The 14,560-nt window shown below is 66.9% G+C and carries 14 protein-coding genes; 8 read left to right on the top strand and 6 right to left on the bottom strand.

Annotated elements, in window-relative coordinates; genetic code table 11:
* Positions 1–26 precede the first annotated feature (26 nt).
* The 4 genes from AC1DIX_RS06610 to AC1DIX_RS06625 all read left to right on the top strand — a co-directional run bounded on the left by AC1DIX_RS06610 (position 27) and on the right by AC1DIX_RS06625 (position 2,829).
* Complete coding sequence (locus AC1DIX_RS06610) at positions 27–395, top strand: nuclear transport factor 2 family protein (protein ID WP_442122458.1); 369 nt, start codon at positions 27–29, stop codon at positions 393–395.
* Between the two features lie 10 nt (positions 396–405).
* Entirely contained in the window at positions 406–1,287 is an 882-nt protein-coding gene (locus AC1DIX_RS06615) for an alpha/beta fold hydrolase (protein WP_477322982.1), read from the top strand.
* The gene (locus tag AC1DIX_RS06620; RefSeq protein WP_477322984.1) at positions 1,284–2,147 is read left to right on the top strand and encodes a helix-turn-helix domain-containing protein; all 864 of its coding nucleotides are present in this window, start codon (positions 1,284–1,286) and stop codon (positions 2,145–2,147) included. The genes AC1DIX_RS06615 and AC1DIX_RS06620 overlap by 4 nt, the downstream gene beginning before the upstream one ends.
* 151 nt (positions 2,148–2,298) lie before the next feature.
* Entirely contained in the window at positions 2,299–2,829 is a 531-nt protein-coding gene (locus AC1DIX_RS06625) for a DUF6622 family protein (RefSeq protein ID WP_477322986.1), read from the top strand.
* Here AC1DIX_RS06625 and AC1DIX_RS06630 read toward each other — a convergent pair.
* On the bottom strand, positions 2,781–3,599 hold the full coding sequence (locus tag AC1DIX_RS06630) for an alpha/beta hydrolase (protein ID WP_477322988.1): 819 nt from the start codon (positions 3,597–3,599) through the stop codon (positions 2,781–2,783). The two genes, AC1DIX_RS06625 and AC1DIX_RS06630, sit on opposite strands and share 49 nt — an antisense overlap.
* A 101-nt stretch (positions 3,600–3,700) precedes the next feature.
* On the opposite strand from AC1DIX_RS06630, the gene AC1DIX_RS06635 reads away from it, so the two are divergent.
* Positions 3,701–4,414, top strand: a complete 714-nt coding sequence (locus AC1DIX_RS06635; protein ID WP_442122452.1) for a CPBP family intramembrane glutamic endopeptidase — start codon at positions 3,701–3,703, stop codon at positions 4,412–4,414.
* 9 nt (positions 4,415–4,423) lie between these two features.
* On the opposite strand, the gene hrpA is transcribed toward AC1DIX_RS06635, so the two are convergent.
* On the bottom strand, positions 4,424–8,740 hold the full coding sequence (gene hrpA / locus AC1DIX_RS06640) for an ATP-dependent RNA helicase HrpA (RefSeq protein ID WP_477322990.1): 4,317 nt from the start codon (positions 8,738–8,740) through the stop codon (positions 4,424–4,426).
* Positions 8,741–8,786: 46 nt separating this feature from the next.
* Here hrpA and argA point away from each other — a divergent pair, with 46 nt between their 5' ends.
* Complete coding sequence (argA, locus tag AC1DIX_RS06645; RefSeq protein ID WP_442122450.1) at positions 8,787–10,109, top strand: amino-acid N-acetyltransferase; 1,323 nt, start codon at positions 8,787–8,789, stop codon at positions 10,107–10,109.
* 35 nt (positions 10,110–10,144) lie between these two features.
* Positions 10,145–10,417: an oxidative damage protection protein gene (locus AC1DIX_RS06650; RefSeq protein WP_477322992.1), complete on the top strand. Its 273-nt coding sequence runs from the start codon at positions 10,145–10,147 to the stop codon at positions 10,415–10,417.
* Positions 10,418–10,501: 84 nt separating this feature from the next.
* On the opposite strand, the gene AC1DIX_RS06655 is transcribed toward AC1DIX_RS06650, so the two are convergent.
* From AC1DIX_RS06655 to AC1DIX_RS06670, 4 genes are all read right to left on the bottom strand, one after another.
* Entirely contained in the window at positions 10,502–11,749 is a 1,248-nt protein-coding gene (locus AC1DIX_RS06655; RefSeq protein ID WP_477322994.1) for a glycosyltransferase family 9 protein, read from the bottom strand.
* Positions 11,750–12,096: 347 nt separating this feature from the next.
* Positions 12,097–12,432 (bottom strand): hypothetical protein, encoded by a 336-nt coding sequence (locus tag AC1DIX_RS06660; protein ID WP_442122447.1) that lies wholly within the window; start codon positions 12,430–12,432, stop codon positions 12,097–12,099.
* A 13-nt stretch (positions 12,433–12,445) separates the two neighbouring features.
* The gene (gene rpiA, locus AC1DIX_RS06665) at positions 12,446–13,123 is read right to left on the bottom strand and encodes a ribose-5-phosphate isomerase RpiA (RefSeq protein WP_477322996.1); all 678 of its coding nucleotides are present in this window, start codon (positions 13,121–13,123) and stop codon (positions 12,446–12,448) included.
* 55 nt (positions 13,124–13,178) lie between these two features.
* A complete protein-coding gene (locus AC1DIX_RS06670; protein ID WP_477322998.1) occupies positions 13,179–13,943 on the bottom strand; it encodes an autoinducer binding domain-containing protein in 765 nt (254 codons plus the stop codon).
* 132 nt (positions 13,944–14,075) lie between these two features.
* Between AC1DIX_RS06670 and AC1DIX_RS06675 the strand changes: the two genes are divergently transcribed.
* On the top strand, positions 14,076–14,555 hold the full coding sequence (locus AC1DIX_RS06675) for a VOC family protein (RefSeq protein ID WP_442122444.1): 480 nt from the start codon (positions 14,076–14,078) through the stop codon (positions 14,553–14,555).
* Positions 14,556–14,560: the final 5 nt, after the last annotated feature.

Consider the following 14,560-nt stretch of genomic DNA (forward strand, 5'->3'; position numbering starts at 1 on the left):
CAACCACCCGCCACAAGGAGATCGCCATGAACCACGCAGCCACCCAGGCCACCATCATCGCCGACCGCTACCTCGCCGTCTGGAACGAACGCGACGACATCACCCGCCGCGCCCGCGTCGCCCAGCTGTTCGCTGCCGACGCCACCTATGCCGACCCGATGATGCACGGCAGCGGCATCGACGGCATCGACAGCATGATCGCCACCGCCCAGCGCCAGTTCCCCGGCCTGCGTTTCAGCCTGCACGGCGCGCCGGACGGCCACGACAACGTGGTGCGCTTCTCGTGGACGCTGGCCGCCGACGGCGCCGCGCCGGTGGCCAGGGGCAGCGACGTCGCCTACATCGACGGGCGCGGCCGCCTGCTGAAGGTCACCGGCTTCCTCGACGCCGTCTGAGGAGACCACCATGAGCCCCCGTGCACGCGTCGCCGGCCCCAACGCCATCGCCACCGCGGATGGGGTCCAGCTGTTCTACCGCGACTGGCCCGGCAGCCGAGCGCAGGCCCAGCCCGTCCTCTTCGTCGGCGGCTGGTCCATGCCCTCGACGTCCTGGGGCTACCAGATGATGGCCCTGCGGCGCCGCGGCCTGCGCTGCATTGCCTTCGACCGCCGCGGCCACGGCCGCTCCGGCGACCCTGGCGGCGGCTACGTTTTCGACACCCTGGCCGGCGACATCGCCGCCGTGATCGACGCCCTCGACCTGCGCGACGTGGTACTGGTCGGCCACTCGATGGGCTGCAACGAGATCGTGCGCTACCTGAGCCGCTTCGGCAGCGCGCGCATCGAGCGCATCGCCCTGCTGGGACCGATGACGCCGGGCGTGACGCTTTCGCCCTCAAATCCGGGCGGGGTCGATCCGGCGCTGCTCGAGCAGTTCCGCAGCCGGCAGCTGCTGCGCGACTACCCGTTGTGGATCGAGGAGAACATCGAGCCTTTCGTGCCGGGCGCGAACGCGACGACCAGGGCCTGGCTGGCCGCGATGGCCCTCGATAATTCGCTGCAGGCCCTGCACGATTGCCACGCCGCGGTCCAGGGCGCCGACATGGTGGACGAGCTGCGCGCCATCGACGTGCCGGTGCTGATCATTGCGGGAGATCGGGACGTCTCGGCGCCGCTCGACCTGACCGCGCGCCGCAGCGCCGCCCTGGTCCCGGACGTGCGCCTGCGGGTGATCGAAGGCGCGGCCCACGGCATGTTCGTGACCCATGTCGAGCGGGTGAACACCGATCTGCTTGAGTTCATTTCCGAGCCCGGTTACATTGGGCGCGACCGACAGGAGCGAGGATGAGCACAGCCACAGCAAACATCGAAGACACCGGCACCGGGGCGGAGTCGACATACTTCAGCGACTTCGCGTCCGCGCTGCGCTACTGGCGCACCCGGCGCGGCGTCAGCCAGCTGCGGCTGTCGACCGACAGCGGGGTCTCGCAGCGCCACCTGAGTTTCCTGGAGAGCGGCCGCTCCCAGCCCAGCCGCGACCTGATCCTGAAGCTCGGCATCGCGCTCGACGTCCCGCTCCGGCAGCGCAATGCAATGCTGCTGGCCGCCGGTTTCGCGCCGGCCTACCAGGAACGCAGCCTGTCCGACCCCGAGCTGGCGAGCGTGATGCAAGCCCTCGAATTCATGCTGCGCCAGCAGGCCCCCTTTCCGGCGCTGGTGGTCGACCGCCTGTGGAACCTGGTGATGTTCAACGAGCCCGCCGCCGGCATGATGAAGTGGCTGCTCGGCATGCCGGAGGAAGCGGTCATCCCGCGCGACGGTTCGGTCAACGTGCTGCGCCTGATGCTGAGCCCCGACGGCCTGCGCCGCCACCTGCTCAACTGGGAAGCGGTGTGCGCCGACAGCCTGCTGTGGATCCAGCGCGAAGCCATGGCCGACGGCCCGGGCAGCGAAGCGACCGCCCTGCTGGCGGAACTCTCCATCCTGCCCGGCATGCCCTCGGCCGGCCACCTGCCCAACCTGGAGCGGAGGGCGCTGCCCTTCCTGCCCCTGCAGATCGCCCGCGACGACATCCGCCTGAACCTGTTCACCACCATCACCACGCTCGGCACGCCGCACGACGTGACGGTGCACGAGCTGCGGCTGGAGTCCTTCTTTCCGGCGGATCCGGAGACGGCGGCCTGGTTCCGCGAGCGTTTCGGCGGCTAGACAGGCCACGGAGGCGCTGCAACTCGCGCCGCCAGGCTGCATTTCGCGCCGGTTCGCCGCAATTCGTCGCATGCCGTCCCGCCTTCTCCACGACCAGGGCAAAGTGTGCTCACCCGATGCACTTTACCCAACGAACCCGAAGGAGCCCATCATGCTGCAGCAGATCCTGATCCACACCCCCGTCTACGTCTGGGCCATCCTGGCCGTGCTGGTCTGGCGCGGCACGGCCGCCCTGCGCGACCGCGAGATGAAAGTCCGCAGCCTGTTCATCGTCCCGGCCGTGATGCTGGCGCTGTCGCTGCAGGACGTCGGCAGCAAGTTCGGCTCGAGCGGCCTGGCCTACGCCGCCTGGGCCGCCGCGGCGGCAATCAGCGCGCTGCTGGTGTGGAAATCCGGCCGCAGCCGCACGGCGCCCGGCTCTGTCCCCGGCAGCGTGATCGTGCGCGGCAGCTGGGTACCGCTGGCCATGATGATGGCGATCTTCTTCACCAAGTACGCGGCCTCGGTGCTGCTGGCGGTGCTGCCGCATGCGCGCCAGGATGCGCTGGTGGCAGCCGGCGTGTGCGCCCTGTTCGGCGTCTTCAACGGCTGCTTCCTGGGCCGCCTGGCGCGCGATGTCGCCGCCGTGCGCGATCAGCGCGGCTTGAACACCGCCCGGAATGCCTTCAACGCGGCCGGATGATAGATGGTGGCATGCGTCTCGCCGGGCCAGGCTTCATAACTGAAGCCGAGGCCCGGCGCCTTTTCCAGACTGTTCTTCAGCGCGGCATCCATGTCGGGCAGGCCGTCGGCGCTGGCCGCGATGTAGAGGGTCTTCTTCACCGCGCCGGACGGCGGCTGCGTGCGCAGGCGCTGGGCCAGCCGGCGGTCGTTCCACCACAGGCTGGGGTCGATGGCGATATAGGTGTCGAACAGGTCGGGCTCCAATGCCAGGGTCTCGACCACGAACAGCCCGGCCAGCGATTCGCCGACGATCGCCCGCTCCCGCGTGACGCGGTAGCGCTTTTCCACTTCCGGCATCAGCTCGGTGCGGATGAAGTTGCGGTAGGCCTGGGAGCCGCCGACCTGGGGTGCGATGCTGCGGTCCTTCGCAACCTCGGTAGGGCCGGTGAGGTCGCGCCGGCGCTGGGTGTTTTCGATTCCCACCAGCAGGAAGGGCCGCACGGTGCCGTTGCCGGCGCCGACCTGCAGCAGGCCGGCCACGTGCAGGAAGTCTTCCAGCATGCCGCCGTCCGGCATGTACAGCACCGGCAGCGGCGTGCCGGCGGGGATGCCGGCCGGGACGTAAACATTGATGCGCCGGGTCTCGCCGAGCGCGGCGGACTGGATGGTCCAGGTGTCGCCGATGGACAGCGGCGCGGCTGCGGACGCGACTGCCGGCGCCGCCACCGCGGTGTTCCAGCAGCCGATCGACAGGCAGACCGCGAAGACGGCGGAAGTGATACGTGACATTGGCATGCTCATTCTTTCTTATGATTGTGACAAAGCGTGGATTTGTTGGGCACCCGCGGCTGCTATTGTCCAGCATGGCCAACAGTATCCACTTTTTTCCCTTGCCCGACCTGCTTCTGACGCTGTATCTGCTGCTCGTCTTCCCTCTTCAACGCCTGTGGCGCAGCCTGCATCCGGCGCCGCGCAAGCCGCCGCTGCCGCCGCTGCGGACCTACTGGAAACAGGCCCGCTTCGTGCTGGTACTGCTTGCCGCGCTGGCTGCGGTCATGTGGACCGGCGGGCATTCGGCGGCAAACCTGGGGCTGGCCTTCCCGCGGACGTCCGCCGCGGCCTGGGGCCTCGCCATCGCCTGCGGCGTGCTGCTGGCCCTGCACCTGGCCGGCAAGCGGATGGAGCGCAGGATGACGCCGGCGCAGCTCGCGGCGCAGGAAGCACGGCTGCAGCAGCTGCCCTTCGTGATGCCGCGCACGGCGCTCGAGACCGCGGCCTACCTGGCCACCTCCGTTCTCATGACCGCGGCCTGGGAGATCCTGTTCCGGGGCTACCTGCTGCTCGTGGTACCGCCGTTCACCGGCCTGCCCGTGGCGCTCGCGCTGGCCGCCATCGCCTACGGCGCGGCGCATGGCTACAAGAATCCGCGCCAGTTCGCCGGCTCGATCGCGGCCTCCTTCGCCTTCGCGATCGGCTATGCGCTCACCAGGAGCCTGTGGTGGCTGATCGTGCTGCACGCGGCCGCGCCGGTCACGATGCTGTTCACCGTGCGAAAAATCCAGGCGCGGGCGGCGCAGGCCGCGGCATCCGCGTCGGCGGCATAGCCGCGCGGCTCAGCGCAGCATCGACTCCCACACCTTCTGCAGGCGCTTGCTGGACACCGGCATCGGCGTCCTCAGCTCCTGCGCGAACAGCGAGACGCGCAGCTCTTCCAGCATCCAGCGGAAGTCCGTCATGCGCGGATCGAGGTTCTTCAGCGGCTGGTTCTTGATGGTGCGCTGGAACTGGGTCGCCGCCGTCTGCCACTCCGCCATCAGCTGGGCGTCGCGCGCCGTATTGGTGCGCAGCTTTTCGAGGCGCACGTTCATCGCCTTCAGGTAGCGCGGGAAGTGGGCCAGCTGGCTGTACTCGGTGTCGGCGATGAAGCGCTTGTGCACCAGTTCCTTCAGTTGCGCCTGCATGTCGGCGGCCACCGCCTGCGGCAGGTTCTGCAGGCGCTTGGGCATGCCGTGGAACTCGGCCAGCACCTGTCCCACCAGGCGCGCGATCTCGTTGATCAGGAGGCCGATGCGGCCCTTGCCCTCGTCCTTGCGCTTGTTGAAGGACGCGGCATCAATCGGCAGAGGATCCTGCAGGCAGGCGATGTCGATGGCCTTGTTGACGATCTGCTCGCGCAGGTCGTCGGACGAACCGACCGACATGAACTGCATGCCCATCTGCTGCAGGCCGGGGATGTTCTTCTCGGCGAACTTGAGCTGGTCCTTGAACTGCAGCGCGAACAGGCGGCGCAGGCCGATGCGGTGGGTGCGCGCGGCCACGTTGGGGTCGTCGAAGACTTCCAGGTCGCAGTGCGTGCCCTTGTCGACCAGGGCCGGGAAGCCGATCAGGGTCAGCTTGCCCTGGTTGATCTCCAGGAGTTCCGGCAGCTCGCCGAAGGTCCAGCTGGTGATGTTGGTAGTGGCCGATGCCGGGGTGCTGGCCGGTGCCGCTGCCGCTGCCGCTTCCTTGCCTTTCGCCGCCGGCGCATTCGCAGCGGCAGCAGGAGCGGAAGCCGTGCCGGACGCCGAGCCGGATGCCGCAGCGGGCTTGCCGAACGCCGCCTGCGCCTTCGCCTGGCCGCTGGCCACGGCCGCCGGCGTGGATTCCGCCATGCGCTGGAAGCTCTGGCGCGCCTGGCTGCCCAGTTCCGCCTGCAGGGTTGCCAGGCTGCGGCCCATGTCGAGCTGGCGGCCATGCTCGTCGACCACCTTGAAGTTCATGAACAGGTGGGCCGGCAGGGTCTCCAGCTTGAAGTCGGTGGTCAGCACGCGCGCACTGGTGTGCTGGTGGATGTCGGCGATCAGCGCATCGATGAGATCTCCTCTGCCGAAGCGCACCGGGTCCTGGTTGCGCTCGAAGAAGCCGGCCGCGTAGTCCGGCAGCGGCACGCAGTGGCGGCGCAGCTTCTGCGGCAGGGATTTCAGCAGCAGCTGCACTTTTTCCTTCAGCATGCCGGGCACCAGCCAGCCCGGACGCGCCGAGGGGATCTGGTTCAGCGCGAACAGCGGCACGGTGAGCGTGACGCCGTCGCGCGGGCTTCCCGGCTCGAAGTGGTAGCTCAGCGACATCTCGATGCCGGTGACGTTCATCGTCTTCGGGAACAGCTCGGTGGTGACGCCGGCCGCCTCGTGGCGCATCAACTCCTCCTTGTTCAGGAAGAGCAGCTTCGGGTTGTCGCGCGACGCGTCCTTGTACCACTTCTCGAAGCCGGCGCCGTTGACGATGTCGCCCGGGATCTCCTTGTCGTAGAAGGCCGCGATCAGCTGGTCGTCGACCAGCACGTCGAGGCGCCGCGACTTGTGCTCGAGGTTCTCGATTTCACGGATCAGCTTGTGGTTGTGGGCGAAGAAGGGCGCACGGGTGTCGTAGTCGCCCGCCACCAGCGCGTCGCGGATCAGGATCTCGCGCGATTCGGCCGGATTGATGTTGGCGTAGTTGATGCGGCGCTGACTGTAGACGACGATGCCGTACAGGGTCGCGCGCTCGCTGGCCGTCACCTGGGCGCTGCGCTTCTCCCAGCGCGGTTCGCCCCACGATTTTTTCAGCAGGTGGCCGCCGATCTTCTCGACCCACTCGGGCTGGATCTGGGCCAGGGTGCGCGCGTACAGGCGCGTGGTCTCGACCAGTTCGGCCGCCATCACCCACTTGCCCGCCTTCTTGCCGAGGTAGGAACCGGGCCAGATGTGGAACTTGATGCCGCGCGCACCGAGGTAAGCCCCGGAGTCGTCTTCCATCTTGTAGCCGATGTTCCCCAGCAGGCCGGTCAGCAGCGCCATGTGCAGCTGATCGTAGGTGGCCGGGGCTTCGTTCATGCGCCAGCCCTGCTCCCTGACGATGGTAAGCAGCTGCGAATGCACGTCGCGCCACTCGCGCAGGCGGACCTGCGAGAGGAAGTTCTCGCGGCAGTTTTCCTGCAGCTGGCGGTTGGTTTTCTTGTGCTCGATGGCCTGCTCGAACCAGCGCCAGATCTTCACGTAGCTGAGGAACTCGCTCTTCTCGTCGGCGAATTTCTTGTGCTTCTCGTCGGCCTGCTGCTGGTATTCCATCGGCCGGTCGCGCGGGTCCTGCACCGACAGCGCCGACGCGATGATCAGCATCTCGGTCAGGCAGTTGTTGTCGACGGCGGCCAGGATCATGCGGCCCACGCGCGGGTCGAGCGGCAGCTTGGCCAGCTTGCGCCCCATGGGGGTGAGTTCGTTGGCATCGTCGACCGCGCCCAGCTCCTGCAACAGCTGGTAACCGTCGGCGATCGCGCGGCCCTGCGGCGACTCCACGAACGGGAAGGTCTCCACGTCCGTCAGGTGCAGCGACTTCATGCGCAGGATGACTGCCGCCAGCGAGGAACGCAGGATCTCCGGCTCCGTGAATTTCGGGCGCTGCAGGAAATCCTGTTCTTCATACAGGCGGATGCAGACGCCGTCGGCAACGCGGCCGCAGCGGCCGGCGCGCTGGTTGGCCGCCGACTGCGCGATCGGCTCGACCTGCAGCTGCTCGACCTTGTTGCGGTAGCTGTAGCGCTTCACGCGCGCCAGGCCGGAGTCGACCACGTAGCGGATGCCGGGCACGGTCAGCGAGGTCTCGGCCACGTTGGTCGCCAGCACGATGCGGCGCGCATTGGTGGTCTTGAAGACGCGATCCTGCTCCTCCACCGACAGGCGGGCGAACAGCGGCAGGATCTCGACGTGCGGCGGATGCTGCTTGCGCAAGGCTTCGGCGCAGTCGCGGATCTCGCGCTCGCCGGGCAGGAAGACCAGCACGTCGCCCTGTCCCAGGCGGCAGAGCTCATCCACGCCGTCGACCACGGCGTCGATCAGGTCGCGCTTGTCGCGCGCGGCCTGGGCCTTCGACACCGACTTGCCCGCATCTTGCCTGCCCTCTGCGGGCGCGCCGGCCGTGACCGGGTCGCGGTCGACCGGGCGGTAGCGCACCTCGACCTTGTACAGGCGGCCGGAGACTTCGATGACCGGCACCGGCTTGCTCTCGCTGCCGAAATGGCGCGCGAAGCGCTCGGCGTCGATGGTCGCCGAGGTGATGATCACCTTCAGGTCCGGGCGGCGCGGCAGGATCTGCTTCAAGTAGCCCAGCAGGAAGTCGATGTTCAGGCTGCGTTCGTGGGCCTCGTCGATGATGATGGTGTCGTAGGCCTTGAGCAGCGGGTCGGTCTGGGTCTCGGCCAGCAGGATACCGTCGGTCATCAGCTTGACCCAGGCGCCAGGCTGCAGGGTGTCGTTGAAGCGCACCTTGTAGCCCACGTGCTCGCCCAGCGGCGTGCCCAGTTCGTGGGCGATGCGCTTGGCGGTGCTTGAAGCCGCGATACGGCGCGGCTGGGTGTGGCCGATCATGCCCTTCTCGCCGCGGCCCAGTTCCAGGCAGATCTTCGGCAGCTGGGTCGTCTTGCCGGAACCGGTTTCGCCGGAGACGATGATGACCTGGTGCTTCTGCAGGGCTTCGGCGATCTCGCGGCGGCGGCCGGAGACCGGCAGGTCTTCGGGGAAGGTGATGACGGGCAGCGGCGTGCGCATCGGCGGCTTGCGTTCGGCGCGCGGCTGCTCGCTGCGTCCCGGCTCCTTGCGTGGCTGCTCCTTGCGTGGCTGCGCACGTTCGCCGTCTTGCGGCGTCGCTGCGGGCGCACGCGCTTTCGCCTGCGCGAGCGCATTCGCCAGCGCACCATCGCGTCCACCTCGCTGGCCCCCACCTTGGCGGCCATCGCCACCACGGCGCTCGCCGGCCTCGCGGTGCACGCGTTCCGGCTTGGCCTGCAGGTCCGGCGTCTTCGTCAGCGGCGCGCGCGTGTCGGCGCCGCCCGCGTCCTGGCGGGACGGGCTTGGATTGCGGTCGGTGGAAGCGGCGCGCGCCGGGCTCGGCGAAGGCTTGTTACTCTGTTCTGACATTGATTTTTACAAGGTATTTGGTGCGCAAGTCGCGCAGCCAATTATAATGCGGCAAATGGAAAACCCTACCCAATTCGTCCAGTGGCTGCGCTCGGTCGCGCCGTATATTCACGCGTTCGGCGGCAAGACTTTCGTCGTCGCCTTCCCAGGTGAGCTGGTCGCCGCCGGCGCCCTGCCCGTGCTGGCCCAGGATCTGTCCCTGCTGGTGGGCCTCGGCATCCGCGTCGTGCTGGTGCACGGCTCGCGGCCCCAGGTCGCCGAGCAGCTCGCCCTGCGTAACGTCGAGGGACGCTTCCACAACGGCGTGCGCATCACCGACGGCGCGGCGATGGAATGCGCGAAGGAAGCGGCCGGCGAACTGCGCCTGGACATCGAGGCTGCCTTCAGCCAGGGTTTGCCGAACACGCCGATGTCGAATGCCCACATCAGCATCGTCTCCGGCAACTTCGTGACCGCGCGTCCGCTGGGCGTGATCGACGGCATCGACTTCGAACTGACCGGCGTCACCCGCAAGATCGCGGCCGAGAAGATCCACCCGATCCTGCAGACCGAGGACAATATCGTGCTGCTGTCGCCGCTCGGCTTCTCGCCGACCGGCGAGGTGTTCAACCTGACCATGGAAGACGTGGCCTCGCAGGCGGCGATCGCCCTGCATGCCGAAAAGCTCATCTTCATCACGGAAACGCCGATGATGCTCGACGCCGCCGGCGCCGAGATCCGCGAACTGTCCTCGCACCAGGCCGAAGCCGTGCTGCAGGCGGGTTTCCTGCCGAACGACGCCTCGTTCTACCTGCAGCATGCGATCAAGGCCTGCAACAGCGGCGTCGACCGCTCCCACATCGTGCCCTTCCAGCTGGACGGCTCGGCCCTGCTCGAACTGTTCACCCACGACGGCGTGGGCACCATGATCAGCCACGAGAACCTGGAGAGCCTGCGCCAGGCCACAATTGAGGACGTCGGTGGAATTATCAAGCTCATCGAGCCGCTGGAAGCCGACGGCACCCTGGTCAAGCGTCCGCGCGAGCTGATCGAACGCGAGATCGACCATTTCTCCGTCATCGAGCACGACGGCGTGATCTTCGGCTGCGCCGCGCTCTACCCCTTCCCCGGCGAGAAGATGGGCGAGATGGCCTGCCTGACCGTGAGCCCGGACGCCCAGACCCAGGGCGACGGCGAACGCATCCTGAAGAACATCGAAAACCGCGCGAGGGCCGCCGGCCTGACCAGGCTGTTCGTGCTGACCACCCGCACCGCGCACTGGTTCAAGAAGCGCGGCTTCGTGCCGGCCACCGTGGACGACCTGCCGAAGGACCGCGCCCACATGTATAACTGGCAGCGCCGGTCGCAGATTTTCATCAAGACCTTATAATTGTCGCTTTCGAATTTCGAACCAGGAGCAAGAACATGGCGCGCACCGTCCACTGCATCAAACTGAACAAGGAAGCCGAAGGCCTGGACTTCCCGCCCTACCCGGGCGAACTGGGCRAGCGGATCTATGAAAGCGTGTCGAAGGAAGCGTGGCAGGGCTGGCTCAAGCACCAGACCATGCTGATCAACGAAAACCGCCTGAACATGGCCGACGCCCGCGCCCGCAAATACCTGGCGACCCAGATGGAGCGCCATTTCTTTGGAGAAGGCGCCGATGAGGCGGCCGGTTACGTGCCGCCGACGGCCTGATCGTCCGCATCGCAGTAAAGAAAATTAACGGCGCCGGATCTGGCGCCGTTGTCGTTTCCGCAAGTCGAAACGCTCAGGGTGAGCTCAAGCCTTGAGCGCCGCCATCACATCCTGCACGACTATCCTGTCGACCCAGTCGCCGCGCTGGGGGGCGGTGATCACGGTGCTGTTGGCCCGGTCGATCGGCGCCCATTCCGGATTGTTCTGCCGCATCAGGGCGATCACCGGCACGTGGACGGCATTCGCCAGGTGCATCACGGCCGTTTCCACCGAGATGACCAGCTCGCACAGGCTCAACACGGCCGGCAGCTGGAAGAAGTTGTCTTCCGCACTGAACAGCCAGGTCCGCTCCAGCCCGGCCGCGGCGAACAGCTCGCGGGCCCGCCCCAGTTCCTCGGGCACCACGTTGACGACGAAGCCGGCGTCGCGCCAGTCCGCCTCGCAGCGCATGGTCCGGATCAGCCCGATGACCCGTTCGAGCGGCCAGCTGCGTTCCACCGACTTGGAAAACGCGTTGACGAAAACCACGCGGGACGGCTTGCCGTCGACGCCCATGAAGCCCCAGTCCGCGAACTGCCTGCGCGCATAGGCCATCCACTTGTCCGCCACCTGGAGCACCGGGAAGCGCGCGGACGGCGGGATCTCCATGCCGAACAGCTGGGTGAACCAGCCGGCGTAGATGTCGCTGATGTGCTGCCCGGCATGGGAAGCCGCCGTGTAGGCCGGAATGAAGGCATCCAGCTTGCGGTAGACGAGGCGCTTGGGCAGGTCGTAGGGCCGCACCCGCTTCTTCTGCCCGACCACGAAGCCCTGCGGGCTGATGCTGCGCGCCAAGCTGGCGTACTTGTGGCGCTCCAGCACGGCGAGCGAGACCACGACCGGATAGTCTTCCCGGCGCGCCGCTTCCAGCGATTCGCGGTAGAGCCGGGGGCTGTAGGTTTCGTCGTAGACCTTGTGGATGCAGGAGCATTCGGCCAGCCAGTCGTACAAGGCATACTTGCGGAGCTGCTCCCATTCCGAAGAACGGGAGGTGCGGCGGCGCTCATCGACCCACAGGTGGATCTTCAGGTGGGGATGGGCCTGGGCGAAGGCCTGGAAGCAGGCCTGCAGGTAAGTGAAGTCGCCGATGGCCAGGTGGGCGATGAACAGGATCTTGTCGGCTTGCCGCAGCAGTGCGGGAGCGACCAGCGGGGCCTGCACGGCCGGAGGAAAAGGACGGACGGCATCGAATCCCGATGGTTGCGGCACAACATAAGGCCCGGCGAAAGCGGGCTTGGCGGCATGCTTGCGCCAGGTATCGAGCCCGATGGATTGTTCACCTGCTGGTTTCATATTCCGACCTTGCACTGAAGACGATGCGGAAATTCTATGGGGAATCAGCCATGCGAAATGCAAATGAACTGTAAGAATTGGTAAAGTTATGTCAAGACGATAGCATGGTGCACTGCACAAGCATGCATGCGCACGATTGGATGAACGAAAAGCACACAAAAGCGCCGAGCGCGCGACGGCGCCCGCACAAACGCGAATCGATGCGGCTGCGTCAGCGTCAGCGTCAGCGCGGCGGCGTCAGCCGTATTCGAAGAAGTCCCCCGCCTTGTCTGGCTTCGACACCAGCAGAACCAGCAGGATCAGCGCCAGCTGGATGGCGAAGGCCAGGCGCGGCGAACCCGCTCGCCTCACAGTTGGCGGCACTGGCGCATTTCGCAACGCGCCATGAACACCTTGCCGTTATCGCATTGCATGCGGTAGACCTCGACCGGCCCCGGCTCGGTGACCAGGGCCGCGCCCTGCCCGCCCGTGCAGGCCTGCTGCCTGGCCAGCTTCTCGACGGTGTTCGACGAGACGCCCAGGCGGAACGGCAGCTTCTGGATCGGCGTGCCGTCCGCGTCGACCGGCCCGGCAGGCCTGGCCGGCACCGCCGCCGCCGCGGATACGGGCGGCATCGGTTTGTGGAACATCGAGCAGCCGCCCAGCAGCGCGGCAAGGAAGATCATGCATGGCAGACGCTTCATGCCGCGCTCCGGATCAGAAGCTCAGGGTCTTGACGCCTTCCGCCATGCCCAGCAGGCAGACGTTGGCGCCGCGCTGGGCAAACAGGCCGACGGCGATCACGCCGACGATCTGGTTGATTTCCGTTTCCAGCGCCACCGGATCGGTAATCGACAGGCCGGCCACGTCGATGATGTGGCCGCCGTTGTCGGTGACGAAGGCTTCATCGCTGCCCGCCTTGGTGCGCAGGCGCGGCTGGCCGCCGAGGGCCGCCAGCTTGCGCATCACCGCCGCGCGCGCCATCGGCACGACTTCGACCGGCAGCGGGAACTTGCCCAGGGTCTGGACCAGCTTGGAGCCGTCGGCGATGCACACGAAGCTCTTCGAGACGGAGGCGACGATCTTCTCGCGCGTCAGGGCCGCGCCGCCGCCCTTGATCATGGCGCCGGAGGCGTCGATCTCGTCGGCGCCGTCGACGTAGACGGAGATCGAGTCGACCTCGTTCAGGTCACGCACTTCGATGCCGTGGCTGCGCAGGCGGGCGGCGGTGGCTTCCGAAGACGCGACCGCGCCCTTGATGCGGTGCTTGATCTTGCCGAGTTCGTCGATGAAGTAATTGGCGGTCGAGCCGGTGCCGACGCCGATGATTTCGCCGTCGACCACATAGTCGATGGCGGCGCGGGCTACCGCCTGCTTGAGTTCGTCCTGAGTCATGATGGTGTTGTTGGTAGGTGAGAAATGCCGCCATTCTACCGGATGCGGGCGAAGCTCAGATCAGCCGCAGCATCGCCGCCTTCAGCACACCCGCCGTCTTGTTGGCCGCGCCCAGCTTGCGCAGCGCGTTATCGATGTGGAAGATTACCGTGCGCTCCGAGATCGCCAGGATCTCGGCGGACTCCGAGGCCGTCTTGCCGTCCGCGGCCCAGCGCAGCACCTCGACCTCGCGCTCGGTCAGCCTGATGGAGGCCGCGCCATCCGGCCTGGCGGCCAGGATGTTCGACAGCGCCGCATGCGCCGCCTGGGCCAGCCAGTGCATCTTCTGCGAGTTCGCCTGGTATTCGCCGTGCCCGATGGGTTCACCCGAACGGGCAAGCGTCAGCAGGCTGGCGACACCCTTGAGGTCGTGCGTCGGCTGGGCCCAGCCGATCTGCAAGCCATGGGCGCGCGCATCTTCCCACAGCGCGCGGCTGGATGCGAACAGCGCCTCCGACCACAGCAGGGACCGGGTCGACGTCATGCCGTGGGCCACGGTGGGATCGTCCTTCATGTAATGCTCGGACTGGTATCTCAGCTGCCAGGCTTGCGGGTAATTGTTCACCATGATGGTGCGCGGGTTCGAGAACGGCAGCGGCAAGCGCATGCCGAACGCGCAGTAATCGAAGCCGAGTTCCTCGGCCGCCTTTGCCAGCAGGTCCAGCAAGGCGGCCTCGCTGCGCGCTTCCGCCAGGCCGTGCAGCCAATCCTGATGTCCATCCATGCCGAACTGCTGCGCCACCCTGCTCTCCAGGTAAGGGAACCGTGATACCTCGAACACGCCGGCCTGCAAGAACTTACAGTGCCTTGCCGGACAGAAGACTGCTAGACTGGCGTGCCATGAATTGTTGCCAACAATAACACAAGAAGCACCCTACCCAGCCGGCATTTTTTCACCCCTGAGGAGACGAGGATGATCAGCAAGAACACGATTTGCCTGTGGTTCGACAAGGATGCACTGGAAGCGGCGCAGTTCTACGCCGCCACCTTTCCGGACAGCGCGGTCACGGCGGTCCATCACGCGCCGGGCGACTACCCTGCCGGCAAACAGGGCAATGTGCTGACGGTCGAGTTCACGGTGGCCGGCATTCCCTGCCTCGGCCTGAACGGCGGTCCGGGCCACCCGCACACGGACGCCTTTTCCTTCCAGATCGCCACCGAAGACCAGGAAGAAACCGATCGCCTGTGGAATGCCATCGTCGGCAACGGCGGCCAGGAAATCGCCTGCGGCTGGTGCAAGGACAAATGGGGCCTGTCGTGGCAGATCACGCCGCGCGTGCTGTCCGAAGCCATCGTCGACCCGGACCCGGCGGCGGCCAAGCGGGCCTTCGAAGCGATGATGGGCATGGTGAAGATCGATGTCGCGGCCATCGAGGCGGCGCGGCGGGGCTGAGGCAG

The organism is Massilia sp. 05N420, from assembly GCF_056397205.1.